The 14,677-nt window shown below is 67.0% G+C and carries 11 protein-coding genes; 4 read left to right on the top strand and 7 right to left on the bottom strand.

All coding sequences use genetic code 11. The features are described from left to right. Positions 1-26: 26 nt before the first annotated feature. Genes D2V04_RS02925 through metK form a run of 3 tightly spaced genes read left to right on the top strand, consistent with a single transcriptional unit; the run spans position 27 to position 3,576 of the window. Complete coding sequence (locus D2V04_RS02925) at positions 27-695, top strand: DUF4167 domain-containing protein (protein ID WP_119511851.1); 669 nt, start codon at positions 27-29, stop codon at positions 693-695. A 48-nt stretch (positions 696-743) separates the two neighbouring features. Then, the gene (lnt, locus tag D2V04_RS02930) at positions 744-2,318 is read left to right on the top strand and encodes an apolipoprotein N-acyltransferase (protein WP_119511852.1); all 1,575 of its coding nucleotides are present in this window, start codon (positions 744-746) and stop codon (positions 2,316-2,318) included. Between the two features lie 49 nt (positions 2,319-2,367). Beyond that, entirely contained in the window at positions 2,368-3,576 is a 1,209-nt protein-coding gene (gene metK, locus D2V04_RS02935; protein WP_119511853.1) for a methionine adenosyltransferase, read from the top strand. Here metK and D2V04_RS02940 read toward each other — a convergent pair. From D2V04_RS02940 to D2V04_RS02955, 4 genes are read right to left on the bottom strand one after another with little or no spacing between them, the layout of a single operon-like run. Then, positions 3,557-4,261 carry a ferritin-like domain-containing protein gene (locus tag D2V04_RS02940; protein WP_119511854.1) on the bottom strand — a complete coding sequence of 235 codons (705 nt, stop codon included), beginning with the start codon at positions 4,259-4,261 and terminating at the stop codon, positions 3,557-3,559. The two genes, metK and D2V04_RS02940, sit on opposite strands and share 20 nt — an antisense overlap. Positions 4,262-4,302: 41 nt before the next feature. Continuing rightward, the gene (locus tag D2V04_RS02945) at positions 4,303-4,938 is read right to left on the bottom strand and encodes a CoA transferase subunit B (RefSeq protein WP_119511855.1); all 636 of its coding nucleotides are present in this window, start codon (positions 4,936-4,938) and stop codon (positions 4,303-4,305) included. Between the two features lie 2 nt (positions 4,939-4,940). After that, positions 4,941-5,744, bottom strand: a complete 804-nt coding sequence (locus D2V04_RS02950; protein ID WP_119511856.1) for an HAD family hydrolase — start codon at positions 5,742-5,744, stop codon at positions 4,941-4,943. Then, on the bottom strand, positions 5,741-6,448 hold the full coding sequence (locus D2V04_RS02955; protein ID WP_119511857.1) for a CoA transferase subunit A: 708 nt from the start codon (positions 6,446-6,448) through the stop codon (positions 5,741-5,743). Before D2V04_RS02955 ends, D2V04_RS02950 begins: the two co-directional genes overlap by 4 nt. A gap of 408 nt (positions 6,449-6,856) precedes the next feature. Here D2V04_RS02955 and D2V04_RS02960 point away from each other — a divergent pair, with 408 nt between their 5' ends. After that, entirely contained in the window at positions 6,857-9,163 is a 2,307-nt protein-coding gene (locus D2V04_RS02960; protein WP_119511858.1) for a CDC48 family AAA ATPase, read from the top strand. Between the two features lie 35 nt (positions 9,164-9,198). Here the strand turns inward: D2V04_RS02960 and D2V04_RS02965 are convergent, their stop codons facing one another. Genes D2V04_RS02965 through polA form a run of 3 tightly spaced genes read right to left on the bottom strand, consistent with a single transcriptional unit; the run spans position 9,199 to position 14,461 of the window. Beyond that, positions 9,199-10,281 (bottom strand): mechanosensitive ion channel family protein, encoded by a 1,083-nt coding sequence (locus D2V04_RS02965; protein WP_119511859.1) that lies wholly within the window; start codon positions 10,279-10,281, stop codon positions 9,199-9,201. 47 nt (positions 10,282-10,328) lie between these two features. Continuing rightward, entirely contained in the window at positions 10,329-11,549 is a 1,221-nt protein-coding gene (locus D2V04_RS02970) for a sensor histidine kinase (protein ID WP_119511860.1), read from the bottom strand. Positions 11,550-11,602: 53 nt separating this feature from the next. Beyond that, positions 11,603-14,461 (bottom strand): DNA polymerase I, encoded by a 2,859-nt coding sequence (polA, locus tag D2V04_RS02975; RefSeq protein WP_119511861.1) that lies wholly within the window; start codon positions 14,459-14,461, stop codon positions 11,603-11,605. Positions 14,462-14,677: the final 216 nt, after the last annotated feature.

Below are 14,677 nucleotides of genomic sequence, written 5' to 3' on the forward strand. Positions count from 1 at the left end.
CGGTCCCGAATGAGGAAGAGATTTCCTTGAACAATCATCGTAATAACAATCGCCGCCGTGGCCGCGGCAATCGCCCGCAGGGCGGCGGCAACCAGTCAAATCGGATCGACAGCAGGGCCCGCGGCAACGCGCCCCAGTTGCTCGACAAGTACAAGAAGCTGGCGCAGGACGCCCAGCACAACGGCGACCGCGTGCAGGCCGAATACTACCTGCAGTTCGCCGATCACTATTTCCGCGTCCTCGCCGACAACAAGGCGCGTCAGGACGAGCAGCGCGGCAAGCGCTTCGACGAACGCGACCAGGACGACGAGGATAGCGACGAGGATGGGGGCGAGAGCCGCCGTCGTCAGCCGCGCAACGTGCGCGGTCGCCGCGAGGATGCGAACGACCGTGCGAACGCCGGCGAGCGCGAGGACAGCGAAGCGCAGGGCGATCAGGATTCGGAGTACGAACCGGTCGAAAACCCGTTCAAGCGCACCAGCAAGCCCCGGAGCGAGGGGCGCAAGCCGCGCAAGTCGCGCAGCGAATCTCCCACCACCGACGGCGGCGAGATCGACGCCTCGGCGCTTCCGCCGGCCATCGGCGAATCGTCCGAAGGTGAAGCGCCCAAGAAGAAGCGTGCACCGCGCGCCCGCAAGGCCGCCGAGCCGGCCGAACCGACCGGCGATGGCGAAACGGTGCAGGCGGTCGGCTGATCGCAGCGCACGGGAACCGGTAGTCGGGGCGGCACGGGCATGAGCCGTATGGGCCGGATCGGCAACTGGTTCGCCGCGCGCCCAAAGCTGTCGGCCGCCTTGTGCGGACTGGTGGCGGCAACCGGCTTTCCGCCGCTCCAGCTCTGGCCGCTGGCGCTGATCGCGATCGGCGGTTTCGCCATGCTCGTGCTGGCGGCGCCGACCTGGCGCGCGGCTCTGCTGCGCGGCTGGATCTTCGGCCTCGCGCACTTCACCCTCGCGAACAACTGGATCGCGACGGCCTTCACCTATCAATCCGAAATGCCCGCCTGGCTCGGCTGGTTCGCCGTTCCGCTGGTCTCGCTATACCTCGCCGTCTATCCGGCGATCGCGGGGCTGTTCGCCTGGTGGCTCGGCCGCCGGCTCGGCGCAGGCGCCACGGCCTGCCTGTTCGCGGGGGCCTGGACGGTGTCCGAATGGCTGCGGAGCTGGGTCTTCACCGGCTACGCGTGGGACCCACTGGGGCTGATCTTTCTCGGCCCGTTCGAGCGCCCGGGGCTCGCCGCGCTGCTGCCGTGGATGGGAACTTACGCGCTCTCGGGCCTTGCCGCGCTGATCGGCTTCCTCCTCGTCGTGCTGCTGCGCGAGCGCCGGTGGATGCCGTTTGGAGCGGTCTCGATACTCCTCGCCGTGGGAATGTACTGGCCCGCGCCGCCGGCCGGGCAGGGCACGCTGCGCTACACGCTGATCCAGCCCGACATTCGCCAGCAGGATCTCGACAACCCTGCCAAGTTCGAGGAGCAGTTCGCGCGCATCGCCAGCCTCACCGCGCGCCGCGGGCCGGGCCTGGAGGGTGAGCGGCGCCTGGTGCTGTGGCCCGAATCGGGCGTGCCCGACTACCTGCGCGACGGCTATCCCCAGCGCTACTACGACCAGATGACCGCCGCGGGCGATCCGGCGTATGCGCGCTGGCGGATCGGGCGGGTGATCGGCGAGGGGAGCGTTCTGCTGACCGGTGCGGTCGATCTCGAGATCGTGGACGGCCGCGCCGCCGGCGCGCGCAACGCCGTCACCGCGCTCGATGCGCGGGGGCAGATCGTCGGCGGCTACGACAAGGCGCATCTCGTGCCGTTCGGCGAATACCTGGCGCTGCGCTGGCTGCTCGAGCCGCTCGGCGCGACGCGGCTGGTGGCCGGGACGATCGACTTCTGGCCCGGGCCGGGGCCGCGCACGCTCGATCTCGGCGAATGGGGCCGGGCTGGCGTCCAGATCTGCTACGAGATCGTCTTCTCCGGCCAGGTCGCCGATCGGGGCGATCGGCCCGATTACATCTTCAATCCCTCGAACGATGGCTGGTTCGGCGCCTGGGGCCCTCCGCAGCATCTGGCGCAGGCACGGATGCGCGCGATCGAAGAAGGGCTGCCGGTGCTGCGCTCTACCACCACCGGGATCAGCGCGGTGATCGACGCGCGCGGCGTCGTTCGCCAGCACATCGGCATGCATCGCGCCGACCGGATCGACGGCGTGATTCCGCCGGCCTACGCGCCGACCTGGTTCGCGCAGCTCGGCAACTGGCTGCCGCTTGGCTGGGCGGTGTTGCTGATCGCCGGATCGCTGGTTGCCACGCGGCTGCGGCGCGGCTAGGACGCTGCTTCGGACATAAAGTTATCTTTATATCGGAAACATTTCGCCCATGCGCAGCACTTACCTCTTCACTTCCGAAAGCGTTTCCGAAGGTCATCCCGACAAGGTTTCGGACCAGATTTCCGATGCGATCGTGGATCTGCTCCTGGCGAAAGATCCAGAAGCCCGCGTGGCGTGCGAGACGCTGACGACCACGCAGCGCGTGGTGCTGGCGGGCGAGCTCCGTTGCAAGGGTGTCTATGAGAACGGCCATTGGGTCGACGGCGCGCTGGAGGAGATCGAGGCCGCGGTGCGCAACACCGTGCGCGAGATCGGCTACGAGCAGGACGGCTTTCACTGGCAGACGCTGACGTTCGACAACTATCTGCACGGGCAGAGCGTGCATATCGCGCAGGGCGTCGACGCCAGCGGCAACAAGGACGAAGGCGCGGGCGACCAAGGCATCATGTTCGGCTTCGCCTGCGACGAGACGCCCGACCTGATGCCGGCGGCGATCGACTACAGCCACAAGATCCTCCAGCGTCTGGCAGAGGACCGCAAGAGCGGCGCCGCGCCGTTCCTCGAACCCGACGCCAAGAGCCAGGTCACGCTGCGCTACCGCGACGGCAAGCCCGAAGCGGCCACCGCGATCGTGGTCTCGACCCAGCACGCCGAAGGGTACGACGAAGGCGAGAAGGAAGCCGAGCTCAAGGCCTACGTGAAAAAGGTCGTCGGGGAGATTCTGCCCGAAGGCTTTCTGTCCGATGAGACCAAGTGGCACATCAACCCGACCGGTACGTTCGTGATCGGCGGGCCCGACGGCGATGCCGGCCTGACCGGCCGCAAGATCATCGTCGACACCTATGGCGGTGCGGCGCCCCACGGCGGCGGTGCCTTCAGCGGCAAGGACCCGACCAAGGTCGACCGCTCGGCCGCCTACGTCAGCCGCTATCTGGCCAAGAACATCGTTGCGGCGGGCCTTGCCACGCGCTGCACGATCCAGCTCGCCTATGCCATCGGCGTGTCGGAGCCGCTCTCGCTCTACGTCGACACGCACGGTACCGGCACGGTCGCGGACGACCGGATCGAGGTCGCGATCCGCGGCATCGGCAAGCTTGGCGGTCTAACCCCCCGCGGCATTCGCACGCATCTGGGGCTCAACAAGCCGATCTACCGCAAGAGCGCAGCCTACGGCCACTTCGGCCGCGCGGCCGAGGGCGACCACTTCCCGTGGGAGCGCACCGATCTGGCGGACGACCTCAAAGCGGCGCTGGCGTAGCTCCGCCACCGGCCGGACCGTGCTCGGCGGCATCGGGCCAGGCAGTGAGGCGGCGGCGGTTGCGGTCGATAAAGATCGCCGGTAATTTCACCAACATCAGCGACTTGTGGATCCAGTAGTCGGCCCATAGCTCGCGCCAGCGCGGCTTCGGGCGGCGGCCGTTGGCGCGCAGCCAGCGATCGTAGGGCATCCAGTGATCGGGCTCGTCCTTCTCGACCACCTGGAAAATGCGTGTCAGCGCCTTGTCGGACCGGATGTGGGCGTTTTCGAGCAGGATCTCGACCTGCCGCATGCCGCGCTGCTCCGTAATCATGATGACCCGGCACAGCTTTTCGAACTGATCGCCGTCCACGACGATCTTCGCCGTGTCGAGTTCGTCGATGGTGCAGCCGAACACCGTCTCGATGAAATGGTCGATATGGCCGCAGGTACGATCGACCTCGAGCGGCATCGTCCCGCGCAGCTCGAACCACCGCTTGAACATGCGGTAGTGCTTTTCCTCGTCGGAGCGGTGCTTTTCCACCTCGGCGATGAATTCGGCGTCATCGGGGCAGCGCGCGCGCACTGCCTCGAGCACCCGGTCGAGCGAGGTGTAGCCGCGATGCTCGTTGTAGATGTAGATCGACGCGAGAACGTCGAGGAAACGAGCACGGAAGGCCGACGCCAGGAAGTGCCCTGGATTCATAGCGGCCCGATTGTCTCACATCGGGCCGCCTGTGGGAAGCGTCAGGAGAGGTAGTGCGCGGTCGTCTTCTCGGCGACGTCCTCGGCGCTCACGCCGGGGGCCAGTTCGATCAGCTTGAACGGGCTGTCGTGATCGGGGCGCTGGAACACGGCGAGATCGGTCACGATCATGTCGACCACGTTGGTCCCGGTCAGCGGCAGCGTGCATTCGGGAATGAACTTGGGGCTGCCGTCCTTGGCGGTGTGTTCCATCACCACGATGATCTTCTTGACGCCGGCGACGAGGTCCATCGCGCCGCCCATGCCCTTGATCATCTTGCCCGGGATCATCCAGTTGGCGATGTCGCCGTTCTCGGCCACTTCCATCGCGCCGAGCACGGTCAGGTCGATATGCCCGCCGCGGATCATGCCGAAGCTCGTCGCGCTGTCGAAATAGGCGCTGTGGGGCAGTTCGCTGATCGTCTGCTTGCCGGCGTTGATCAGGTCCGGATCGATCTCGTCCTCGTAGGGGAAGGGGCCGATGCCGAGCATGCCGTTCTCGCTCTGCAGCGTAACGTGCATGCCCGCCGGGATATGGTTCGCCACCAGCGTCGGAATGCCGATGCCGAGGTTCACGTAGTATCCGTCTTGCAGCTCCTGCGCCGCGCGTGCGGCCATCTGGTTGCGGTCCCAGGGCATGGTCAGCCTTCCTTGGTGCTTAGAAGTGTGGGGGTGTCTAGAAGTGTGGGGACGAGGAACCAGCCGTTGCCGATCAGCGCTTCGAGCGGGGAAGCGGCAGCGGGGTCCTTGAGGTAGTCGTAGAGCTCGTCGAAATCGCTGCGTTCGTCGCCGAGGATAGCGATCAGGCAGTGGGTCTGCGACAGTTCCTTGCGGCGGAGCTGCTTGCGGTCTTCGGCCCGGCGCATCAGCAGGATGCCGTCGTCGGTCGTGGGATCGAGCCCTGTCTCGGTCAGGCGCTTGCGCAGCGTACCGGCTTCCGCCGCCGAGGCGTCGCTGATCCAGAAGACGAACACGCCTTCCAGCCGCAGAGCTTGGAGACCCCGGGCCAGCGCCGGATCGGGGGGAAGCTCGGCGAAATCGCGCGCACCGGAAGCCGGGTCGAGGTCGACCAGAACGGCGGAAGGGCGGACGGAGCATTCCACCGTCTCGGGCTGCAGCGAACCGGGTGTCGCGAGGATCGCCGAGCGGCGCGGTTCGGCAACTGGGTCGAGCGCGGCCTGTTCGCTCGAATAGGTGAGAAAGGCCTGGTAGGGGCCGGGCGCGGCGAGGGTGGGTGTGAAGGGTTCGCCCTCGGTCGCGTCGGCCGGATCGGTTTCGCCACGCTCGTCCTCGGCCGTGTCGGAGGCGGGTTCGTCGTCGCCCAGCGCCTCGTTCCGCAGGACGACGCCCCCCGCAGCGAGCGGAATCGCTGCGGCGACGCAGCCGCCGAGAACGAGGGCGAGCGCCGATGCCGCGAGGGCGGCCCGGAGCCGCCGCACGATCATGCAGCCTCGCGCTCCCGCACGGTGCGGAATTCGATCTTCTTGTCGTAAGGCGCGCCCACGATGATCCGCTGGACGAAGACTCCCGGGAGATGGATGCAGTCCGGATCGAGGCTGCCCGTCGGCACGACTTCCTCCACCTCGACCACGCAGATCTTGCCGCAGGTCGCGGCGGGCAGGTTGAAGTTGCGCGCGGTCTTGCGGAACATGAGATTGCCGGTCTCGTCCGCCTTCCACGCCTTGACGATCGAGAGATCCGCGAAGATCCCGCGCTCGAGGATGTAGTCCTCTCCGTCGAAGGTCTTCACTTCCTTCCCCTCGGCCACTTTCGTGCCGACGCCGGTCTTGGTGTAGAACCCCGGAATGCCCGCGCCGCCGGCGCGCATGCGCTCGGCCAGGGTGCCCTGCGGGCAGAACTCGACCTCGAGCTCGCCGGCGAGGAATTGCCGTTCGAATTCCTTGTTCTCGCCGACGTAGGAGGAGATCATCTTCTTGACCTGCCGCGTGCGCAGCAGCTTGCCGATCCCCTCGTTGTCGATCCCCGCGTTGTTGCTGCAGAAAGTCAGCCCCTTGACCCCGCTGTCGCGGATCGCGTCGATCAGCCGCTCGGGAATACCGCACAGGCCGAAGCCCCCCGCGGCGATGAGCATGTCGTCCTTCAGCACCCCTTCCAGGGCGGCGGTGGCATCGGGATAGAGCTTGTTCATCGGGCCTCCTTGTCGTGCAAAGCTGTTAGGCATGGCGGGGTCCACTGTCACCCCCGGTTACGCTGCACCTGCGATTCGCGCCTGCTTGCGGATAGCGGTTTCGTGACAGGGGCATGACAAGAATGGAATGAAATCGAACAAGTTAGCTTTCTGAGTTGCGCATTTTGCAACTTGAAATGAGCTTTTCGCACTTGCACAAAAGTGTGCTGCAGTGCACATAGGGCGGGCCTTTACAGGCATCCTCTCCCAAGACTTTCAAGGCCCGGTCCTCGCGACCGGGCCTTTTTTCTTGGCGCTTCCCGGAGCCGCATTCGGCAACCGATGAGCTTCTCGTTCATTTGACTCGCAGTGATCCGTCCCTAGCTAGGAGCGGTAACCCTCATTGGACGAGCAGGGAGAAGTGGACGGATGGCCGATCTCGACGCGGCGGTAGAAGACAAGGCGGTCAGACTTCAGGTCGCGGCGGCTCGGCAAGAGGAAAGTGGGCGGGGAATCGCCCGCCTGCCCCGGTCCGCATTCCAGGCTCTAGGCATCACCGAAGGCGATACCGTGGAAATTCACGGCAAGCGCACGACCGCGGCGATCGCCATGGCCGCATACGACGAGGACCAGTCGCTCGACGTGGTCCGGCTCGACGGGCTCCAGCGCAACAACGCCGAGTGCGGATCGGGCGAGCACGTGCGCGTGACCGCCGCGGAATCGCGCCCGGCCTCGCGCGTGATCTTCGCCCCCGCGAGCCGCGAGATGCGCCTGCAGGGGCCGACGCAGGCGCTGAAGCGCAACTTCTTTCGCAGACCCCTCGTCGCAGGTGATCTGGTGGCCACGACCGGCCAGCAGCCGGTGCAGAACATGCCGGCCGAGGTCCAGCGCATGTTCAACGCCCCCGCCTACGCGCTCACCCAGATCCGGCTGACGGTCGTCTCGACCGCGCCCAAGGGCATCGTGCACATCGACGAGAACACCGAAGTGGAGCTGCGCGCCGAGTTCGAGGAGGCGCCGACCGGCCGCGCGGTGGTCAACTACGACGACGTCGGCGGCATGGACGACACCATCCAGCAGCTCCGCGAAATGGTCGAGCTGCCGCTGCGCTATCCCGAGCTGTTCACGCGCCTGGGCGTCGATCCGCCCAAGGGCGTGCTCCTCCACGGCCCGCCGGGCACCGGCAAGACCCGTCTGGCGCAGGCGGTCGCGAACGAGAGCGACGCGCAGTTCTTCACCATCAACGGGCCCGAGATCATGGGCTCCGGCTATGGCGAAAGCGAGAAGCGTCTGCGTGAGGTGTTCGAGGAAGCGACCAAGCACGCGCCGGCGATCATCTTCATCGACGAGATCGATTCGATCGCGCCCAAGCGCGCGCAAGTTACCGGCGAGGCGGAGAAGCGCCTCGTCGCGCAGCTCCTGACGCTGATGGACGGGCTCGAGGCACGCTCCAATCTCGTGGTCATCGCGGCGACCAACCGGCCCGACGCGATCGACGAGGCCTTGCGCCGGCCGGGCCGCTTCGACCGCGAGATCGTCATCGGCGTCCCCGACGAGAAAGGGCGGCGCGAGATCCTATCCATTCACACCCGCGGCATGCCGCTGGGTGACCGGGTCGATCTGGACGAGCTGGCCCGCGTCACCCACGGCTTCGTCGGTGCGGATATCGCCGCGCTCGCACGCGAAGCGGCGATCGACGCGGTGCGGCGGATCATGCCCAAGCTCAACCTCGACGAGCGAACCATCCCGGCCGAAGTGCTCGACGAACTGTCGGTGACGCGCGAGGATTTCCTGTCGTCGCTCAAGCGCGTGCAGCCTTCCGCCATGCGCGAGGTCATGGTCCAGATGCCGCGGGTCGGCTGGGACGACATCGGCGGTGTCGACGACGCGATCGACATGCTGAAGGAAGGGATCGAGCTGCCGCTCAAGAATCCCGAGGCCTTCCGCCGGCTGGGCATTCGTTCGGCCAAGGGGTTCCTGCTCTACGGCCCGCCAGGGACCGGCAAGACTCTGCTGGCCAAGGCCGTGGCCAAGGAGGCCGAGGCGAACTTCATCTCGATGAAGAGCTCCGACCTCCTTTCCAAGTGGTACGGCGAGAGCGAGCAGCAGATCGCGCGGATGTTCGCGCGCGCCCGCGCCGTGGCGCCCTGCGTGATCTTCATCGACGAGATCGACAGCCTCGTGCCGGCGCGCGGTTCGGGGCAGGGCGAGCCGCAGGTCACGGGCCGGGTCGTGAACACGATCCTGGCCGAGATGGACGGGCTGGAGGAACTGCAGTCGGTCGTGGTCATCGGGGCGACCAATCGCCCGACGCTGGTCGATCCTGCACTGCTGCGCCCCGGGAGGTTCGACGAGCTCGTCTACGTCGGTACGCCGGACGAGAAGGGGCGCGCGCAGATCCTCGGCATCCACACGGCCGACATGCCGCTGGCGGCGGACGTCGATCTCGCCGGCCTGGCCGCCGAGACCAACCGCTTCACCGGTGCCGATCTGGAAGACGTCGTGCGCCGTGCCGGCCTCAACGCGCTGCGCCGCGTGGGCGGGAGCGTGGAGCAGGTCTCGGGAGCGGACTTCGCCGAAGCGCTCAAGGATTCGCGTGCAACCGTCACCGAGGCGATGGAGGCCGAGTACCGGAAGATGCGCGGCGAACTGAAGAAGCGCGCGGCCGAAGCGATGCCGATCGGCTTCATCAGCGAAGGCATGGTCGAATCCACGCGGGAACGGAAACACGGGTAATCTGAAACGCCTCTCCTCTCAGGAGGAGCGGCGCTTCAGGCTTTCGCTTTCACTGCCGCGTTCGCATCGTCGACACCCAGCCGATGGCGGATCAGCGCGTCCGGCATATTCACCCGCAGCCACGCGAGCATGTGCTCGCGGACCGCGCAGCGAAGCGTCCACAGGTCGCCGATCGTGGCTGCGCTGACCGCGATCCGCAACTCGACGCTTTCGGGATAGGCCTCGGTCATCAGCAGCTGTGCCGTGCGCCCGTCCCATTCCTCGCGCGTGGCGACGAAACGTTCGAACTCCGTGCGGATCGGCGCGATCTCGGTTGCCGGGTCGAGGTGGAGGAAGACCGGCCCCGTCAGCCGCTCGCTCTCGCGCGACCAGTTCTCGAAGCTTTTCTCGAGGAACGCGCTGGTCGGCACAACGATCGCGCGCTCGTCCCAGGTGCGCACGATCACGAAGCTCATGCGGATTTCCTCGACCCGGCCGGAGAAGCCCTCGATCACCACCAGGTCGCCGATGCGCAGCGGTTCGGTGAGCGCCATCTGCAGGCCCGCGATCAGTGATTTGAGCGCCGGTTGCGCCGCCGCACCGACGGCCAGCGCCGCAAGCCCGGCCGAGGCCATCAGCGTCACCCCCACGTCGCGCACGCCGGGAATCGCCAGCAGCATCATCGCCACGGTCAGCAGGACGATCAGGAATGCGGCGGTGCGCGAAAGGATCGCCACGCGCGTGCGGCGACTGCGGGCGGTAATGGGATCCGCGGAAAGCTCGCTGCGCATCTGCAGCGCGGCCGCGAAGGAGCGCACCAGTGCGAGGGCGACCCAGCCCACCATGGCTGGCACGAGGAATGGCGCCAGCCAGCGCCAGACGGCCTGGATATTGGGATTGGTCTGCGCCACCGCAGCGATCGCGATCGCCACGACCGACCAGCGGATCGGTGTTGCGAGCCGGGCGAAGACGAGTTCGTCGACCTCCGATTGCGAGCTCCGGGCCACGCGGAGCAGCAATCCGAACACGACGCGATGGATCACGAAGGCGGCCGCGATCGCTATCCCGACTGCGATGGCGGCCACCGCCACCTCGCCCCAGACGATGGTCCAGTTCCGCGGATCGTAACGCTCGAGCATCCCACACGAGCTACGGCGTCAGCGGGTCACTGGCAAGCCGGTGACGATCACCGGACGCGGGGGATGGTGATCGTGACTTTGACGCCGTCCTTGCCGAACTGGCGGTCGATCTCGCCGCGGAGCTGACGCGCCGCGCTGGTCATCAGGAGGCTGCCAAAGCCCTTGTGCTCCGGGTCCTTGCCCTCGGCGTCGCCATGCTCATGCCAGTCGATGACGATCGATCCATCCGCCTCGCGCCAGCGCACTTCGAGCAGGTCGCCCTTGCTCCACGCGCCGTACTTGACCGCATTGGTGGTCAACTCGTGGAGCACCAGGCCCAGCGGCGTGACCTGCTTGGCCGGCAGCTCGAGTTCGGGCCCGTCGATCTCGGCGGGAAGTTTCTCCGAGCGGTAGGGTGCCAGCGTCGTCTCGATCAATGCACGCAGCGAGGCGACCGGGCGCTCGAGCGTCCCCTGCGTCACCTCATGCGCGGTCAGCAGGGCGTGGATGCGGTCGGAAATGCGCTCGATCACAGGCTTCGCTTCGGGGGTATCCTTGGCGCTCATCCGCACGATCGCCAGGATCACCGCGAACAGGTTCTTGACCCGGTGGTTGAGCTCGCGGGCGAGCAGATCGGCGCGGTCACGAGCTTCGCCCAGCGCGGCCGCCTGTGCTGCCTCCGCCTCCGCACGCGCAGCGCGGGTGACGAGGACATAGCCGAGCGCCAGTGCGACCAGCAGCATCAGCAGGACCGCGCCGAGCAGCGGAAGCACGCGGCCTTCCGCGCGCGCGGTCTCGCTCGCAGCGCGGATCAGGACGCGGTTCTCGATCTGCTCCATCTCGCGCGCCGCCCGGCGCAGGCGGGCCATGACTTCCGCCCCCCGGTCGTCGAGGATACCGCGGCGCGCCTCGATCACCCGGCGCTGTTCGATCAGTTCGACTGTCTCCGCCATCTCCGCGAACTTCGATTCGGTCAGGCTCTCGATCTCGTCCAGCAGTTCGAGCTGCCGGGCGGTCGCATCGGGGCCGACCAGAGCGCGCAGCCGGTCGAGCGTCGGCCCATATTGCTCGCGGCCGACCAGGTAGGATTCCAGATAGCGCCGGTCGAGCGTCAGCAGGTAGCCGCGCTGACCCGTCTCCGCATTGAGCGCGGCGCGGTTGATGTTGCGCAGCTCCATCAGGATCTCGCTCGTCCGCTGCACCTGCTTGCGCTCGGCGCGTTCGGCCTCGATCGTCTGGAAGACCAGGAACAGGCCGGCGAACAGCGCGAAGGCGATCAGCCCCAGCACCGCCAGATTGCCGACATGGCGCCGATGAAGACGCGGGCGGAGGCGCGGGCGGATCAGTGTGCCAATCCCCAGCTTGCGCCCGTGCCGATCTCGATACCGAGCGGCACGGCGAGCGACACGGCCGGCGTGGCCGCTTCGGCCATGACACGCTCGATTACGGGCGACGCTTCGGCCACGTCGCTCGCGGGCAGCTCGAACACCAGTTCGTCGTGCACCTGCAGCAGCATCCGCACATGGCCGAGCCCGGCGGTTTCGAGCGCCGGCATCATCCGCGCCATGGCGCGCTTGATGATATCGGCGCTGGTTCCCTGGATCGGCGCGTTGATCGCCGCCCGCTCGCTGCCCTGGCGTTCGGTCTGGTTCTTCGAGCCGATCCGCGGGAACCAGGTCTTGCGGCCGAACAGCGTCTCCGAATAGCCGCACTCGCGCACGGTCTCGAGCGTTTCCATGATGTAGCGCTGGATGCCGGGGAAGCGTTTGAAATAGGTGTCGATCATCGCCTGCGCCTCGTCGGCTTCGACCTTCAGCCGGGCGGCGAGACCCCATCGGCTGATGCCGTAGAGGATGGCGAAGTTGATCGTCTTGGCCCGGGCGCGGGTGTCGCGGGTGACTTCGCCGAACATCTCGGCGGCGGTGCGGGCGTGAATGTCCTCCCCGTTCGCGAAGGCTTGCTTCAGTTCGGGCACGTTGGCCATGTGCGCGGCGAGGCGCAGTTCGATCTGCGAATAGTCGGCCGCGAGCAGCACGTTGCCCTCTTCGGCCACGAAGGCCTCGCGGATCTGGCGGCCGATCTCGGTGCGGATCGGAATGTTCTGCAGGTTGGGATCGGTCGAGGACAGCCGCCCGGTCTGTGCGCCGACGAGGCTGTAGCTGGTGTGCACGCGGCCCGTGTCGGGGTGGATGGCGGCCTGCAGCGCATCGGTGTAGGTCGACTTCAGCTTGGTGAGCTGACGCCATTCGAGGACCTTGTCGGCGATCTCCGCGCCCTGCGCCGACAGCCGTTCGAGGATCGCCTGATCGGTCGAGTACTGCCCGCTCTTGCCCTTGCGGCCGCCCTTGTAGCCCATCTTGTCGAACAGCACGTCGCCGAGCTGCTTGGGGCTGCCGATGGTGAAGGGCGCACCCGCGATCGCGTGGATCTCGGCCTCGAGCCGGCCCGTTTCGGCTGCGAATTCCTCCGACAGCTTGGCAAGCTGCCCGCGATCGACCTTGATCCCGTACCGTTCCATCTGTGCCACGACTGGGATCAGCGGGCGGTCGACCCGCTGGTAGATCCGCGTACCGCCTTCGGTGGCGAGGCGCGGCTTGAGATTCGCGTAGAGGCGCCAGGTCACGTCGGCGTCCTCGGCGGCATATTCGGTCGCCCGGTCGAGCGGCACTTCGCCGAAGGGAATCGCCTTCTTGCCGCTGCCGCAGATGTCCTTGAACGTCAGCGTCGTGTGCCCGAGGTGACGCTGCGCCAGCTCGTCCATCCCGTGGCCGCCGCCGATCCCGTCGAGGCTGCGCCCGGCGTCGAGCGTGAAGGACACGATCATCGTATCGTCGACCGGCGCCATCGCGATGTCGTGCCGCGCGAGGACGTTGATGTCGTACTTCACGTTCTGCCCGACCTTCAGGACCGCGTCGCTTTCGAGCAGCGGGCGCAGCATGGTCAGCGCGGTCTCGCGCGCGACCTGTTCGGGCCGCTCGGCGAACATGTCGCTGCCGCCGTGGGCGAGCGGGATATAGCAGGCATCGTTCGGGCCCAGCGCGAGGCTGATCCCGGCGAGATCGGCACGCATCGCATCGAGCGCGCTCGTCTCCGTGTCGATTGCGACCAGCCCGGCGGCGAAGGCGCGCTCGATCCAGTGATCGAGGCGCTCGACCGTCTGCACGCATTCGTAGGTGCTGCGGTCGATCTCGGGCATCTGCGGCAGCGCCTGGCGGTTGCCGTCCGGGCTCGCTGCGGCGCCCTTGTTGACCGGTTTTGCCGGGTTGAGGTTGGTCGGGCGATCGGGGCTGCCGTTTCCGCCGTCCAGCCGGCGCAGCAGGCTAGTGAAGCCGTGCTTCTCGAGGAAGGCTGCGAGGGGATCGCGCGGGACGGTCGTGAGTTTGAAGTCGTCGAGCGGCATCGGCAGGTCGCAGTCTTCCTTGAGCTGCACGAGCACGCGGCTGAGCTCGGCCATCGCGCGGCCTTCGATCAACCGTTCCTGCAGCTTGGATTTCTTCATCGCCGGCGCGGCATCGAGCGCGGCGGTGAGGCTGCCGTGCTCGACGATCAGCTTGGAGGCGGTCTTGGGTCCGACGCCGAAGATGCCGGGCACGTTGTCGACCGAATCGCCCATCAGCGCGAGCACGTCGCCGACCAGCTCGGGCGGGACACCGAACTTCTCGACCACTTCATCGGGCCCGATGCGCTGGTTCTTCATCGTGTCGAGCATGTCGATGCAGCCGCCTTCGGGCACGCCCTCGGCAGGCTCGGCGCACTTGCCGACGAGCTGCATCAGGTCCTTGTCGGACGAGACAATGGTTACGTCCCACCCCTGGCGGGTGGCCTCGCGCGCATAGGAGGCGATCAGGTCGTCCGCCTCCAGCCCGTCCTCCTCGATGCAGGGCAGGCTGAACGCCCGGGTGGCGTCGCGAATCAGTGGGAACTGCGGGACCAGGTCCTCCGGCGGAGGGGGGCGGTTTGCCTTGTACTGATCGTAGATCTCGTTGCGGAAGCTGGTGGACCCCTTGTCGAGGATCACCGCGAGGTGCGTCGGGCCGTCGGCCTTGTCGAGATCGTCCGCCAGCTTCCACAGCATCGTGGTGTAGCCGTAGACCGCGCCCACGGGCGTGCCCTGCGGGTCGGTCAGCGGCGGAAGCCGGTGATAGGCGCGGAAGATATAGGCCGAACCGTCGACCAGGTAGAGATGCTGTTTGTCTGCCATCGAAGGCGTGGTAGCAGCGCAAATTCCGCTGGTCAGCCGCTTTCGTTCGCCCGGCGCGCGCACCGCAATTGCGGCGCAAAAGTGTCAAACCGCTTGCAAGGCCACAAAATCGCCATTATTGCGGCGGGCTGAAGTCTGCATGCTTGTGGGCTTCGCGTCGCGGCCTCTCAATAGCGAAGTCCGCGATGAAACCACTCGCTGTTCAAGGAAACTGAA

This window comes from Pelagerythrobacter aerophilus, from assembly GCF_003581645.1.
In the GTDB taxonomy this organism is placed as follows: Bacteria; Pseudomonadota; Alphaproteobacteria; order Sphingomonadales; family Sphingomonadaceae; genus Pelagerythrobacter; species Pelagerythrobacter aerophilus.

Coding starts and splice junctions, on each gene's coding strand:
- metK (WP_119511853.1), top strand. CDS start 2,368: ATGCGCAGCACTTACCTCTTCACTTCCGAAAGCGTTTCCGAAGGTCAT.
- polA (WP_119511861.1), bottom strand. CDS start 14,461: ATGGCAGACAAACAGCATCTCTACCTGGTCGACGGTTCGGCCTATATC.
- lnt (WP_119511852.1), top strand. CDS start 744: ATGGGCCGGATCGGCAACTGGTTCGCCGCGCGCCCAAAGCTGTCGGCC.
- D2V04_RS02955 (WP_119511857.1), bottom strand. CDS start 6,448: ATGAACAAGCTCTATCCCGATGCCACCGCCGCCCTGGAAGGGGTGCTG.
- D2V04_RS02960 (WP_119511858.1), top strand. CDS start 6,857: ATGGCCGATCTCGACGCGGCGGTAGAAGACAAGGCGGTCAGACTTCAG.
- D2V04_RS02965 (WP_119511859.1), bottom strand. CDS start 10,281: ATGCTCGAGCGTTACGATCCGCGGAACTGGACCATCGTCTGGGGCGAG.
- D2V04_RS02950 (WP_119511856.1), bottom strand. CDS start 5,744: ATGATCGTGCGGCGGCTCCGGGCCGCCCTCGCGGCATCGGCGCTCGCC.
- D2V04_RS02945 (WP_119511855.1), bottom strand. CDS start 4,938: ATGCCCTGGGACCGCAACCAGATGGCCGCACGCGCGGCGCAGGAGCTG.
- D2V04_RS02940 (WP_119511854.1), bottom strand. CDS start 4,261: ATGAATCCAGGGCACTTCCTGGCGTCGGCCTTCCGTGCTCGTTTCCTC.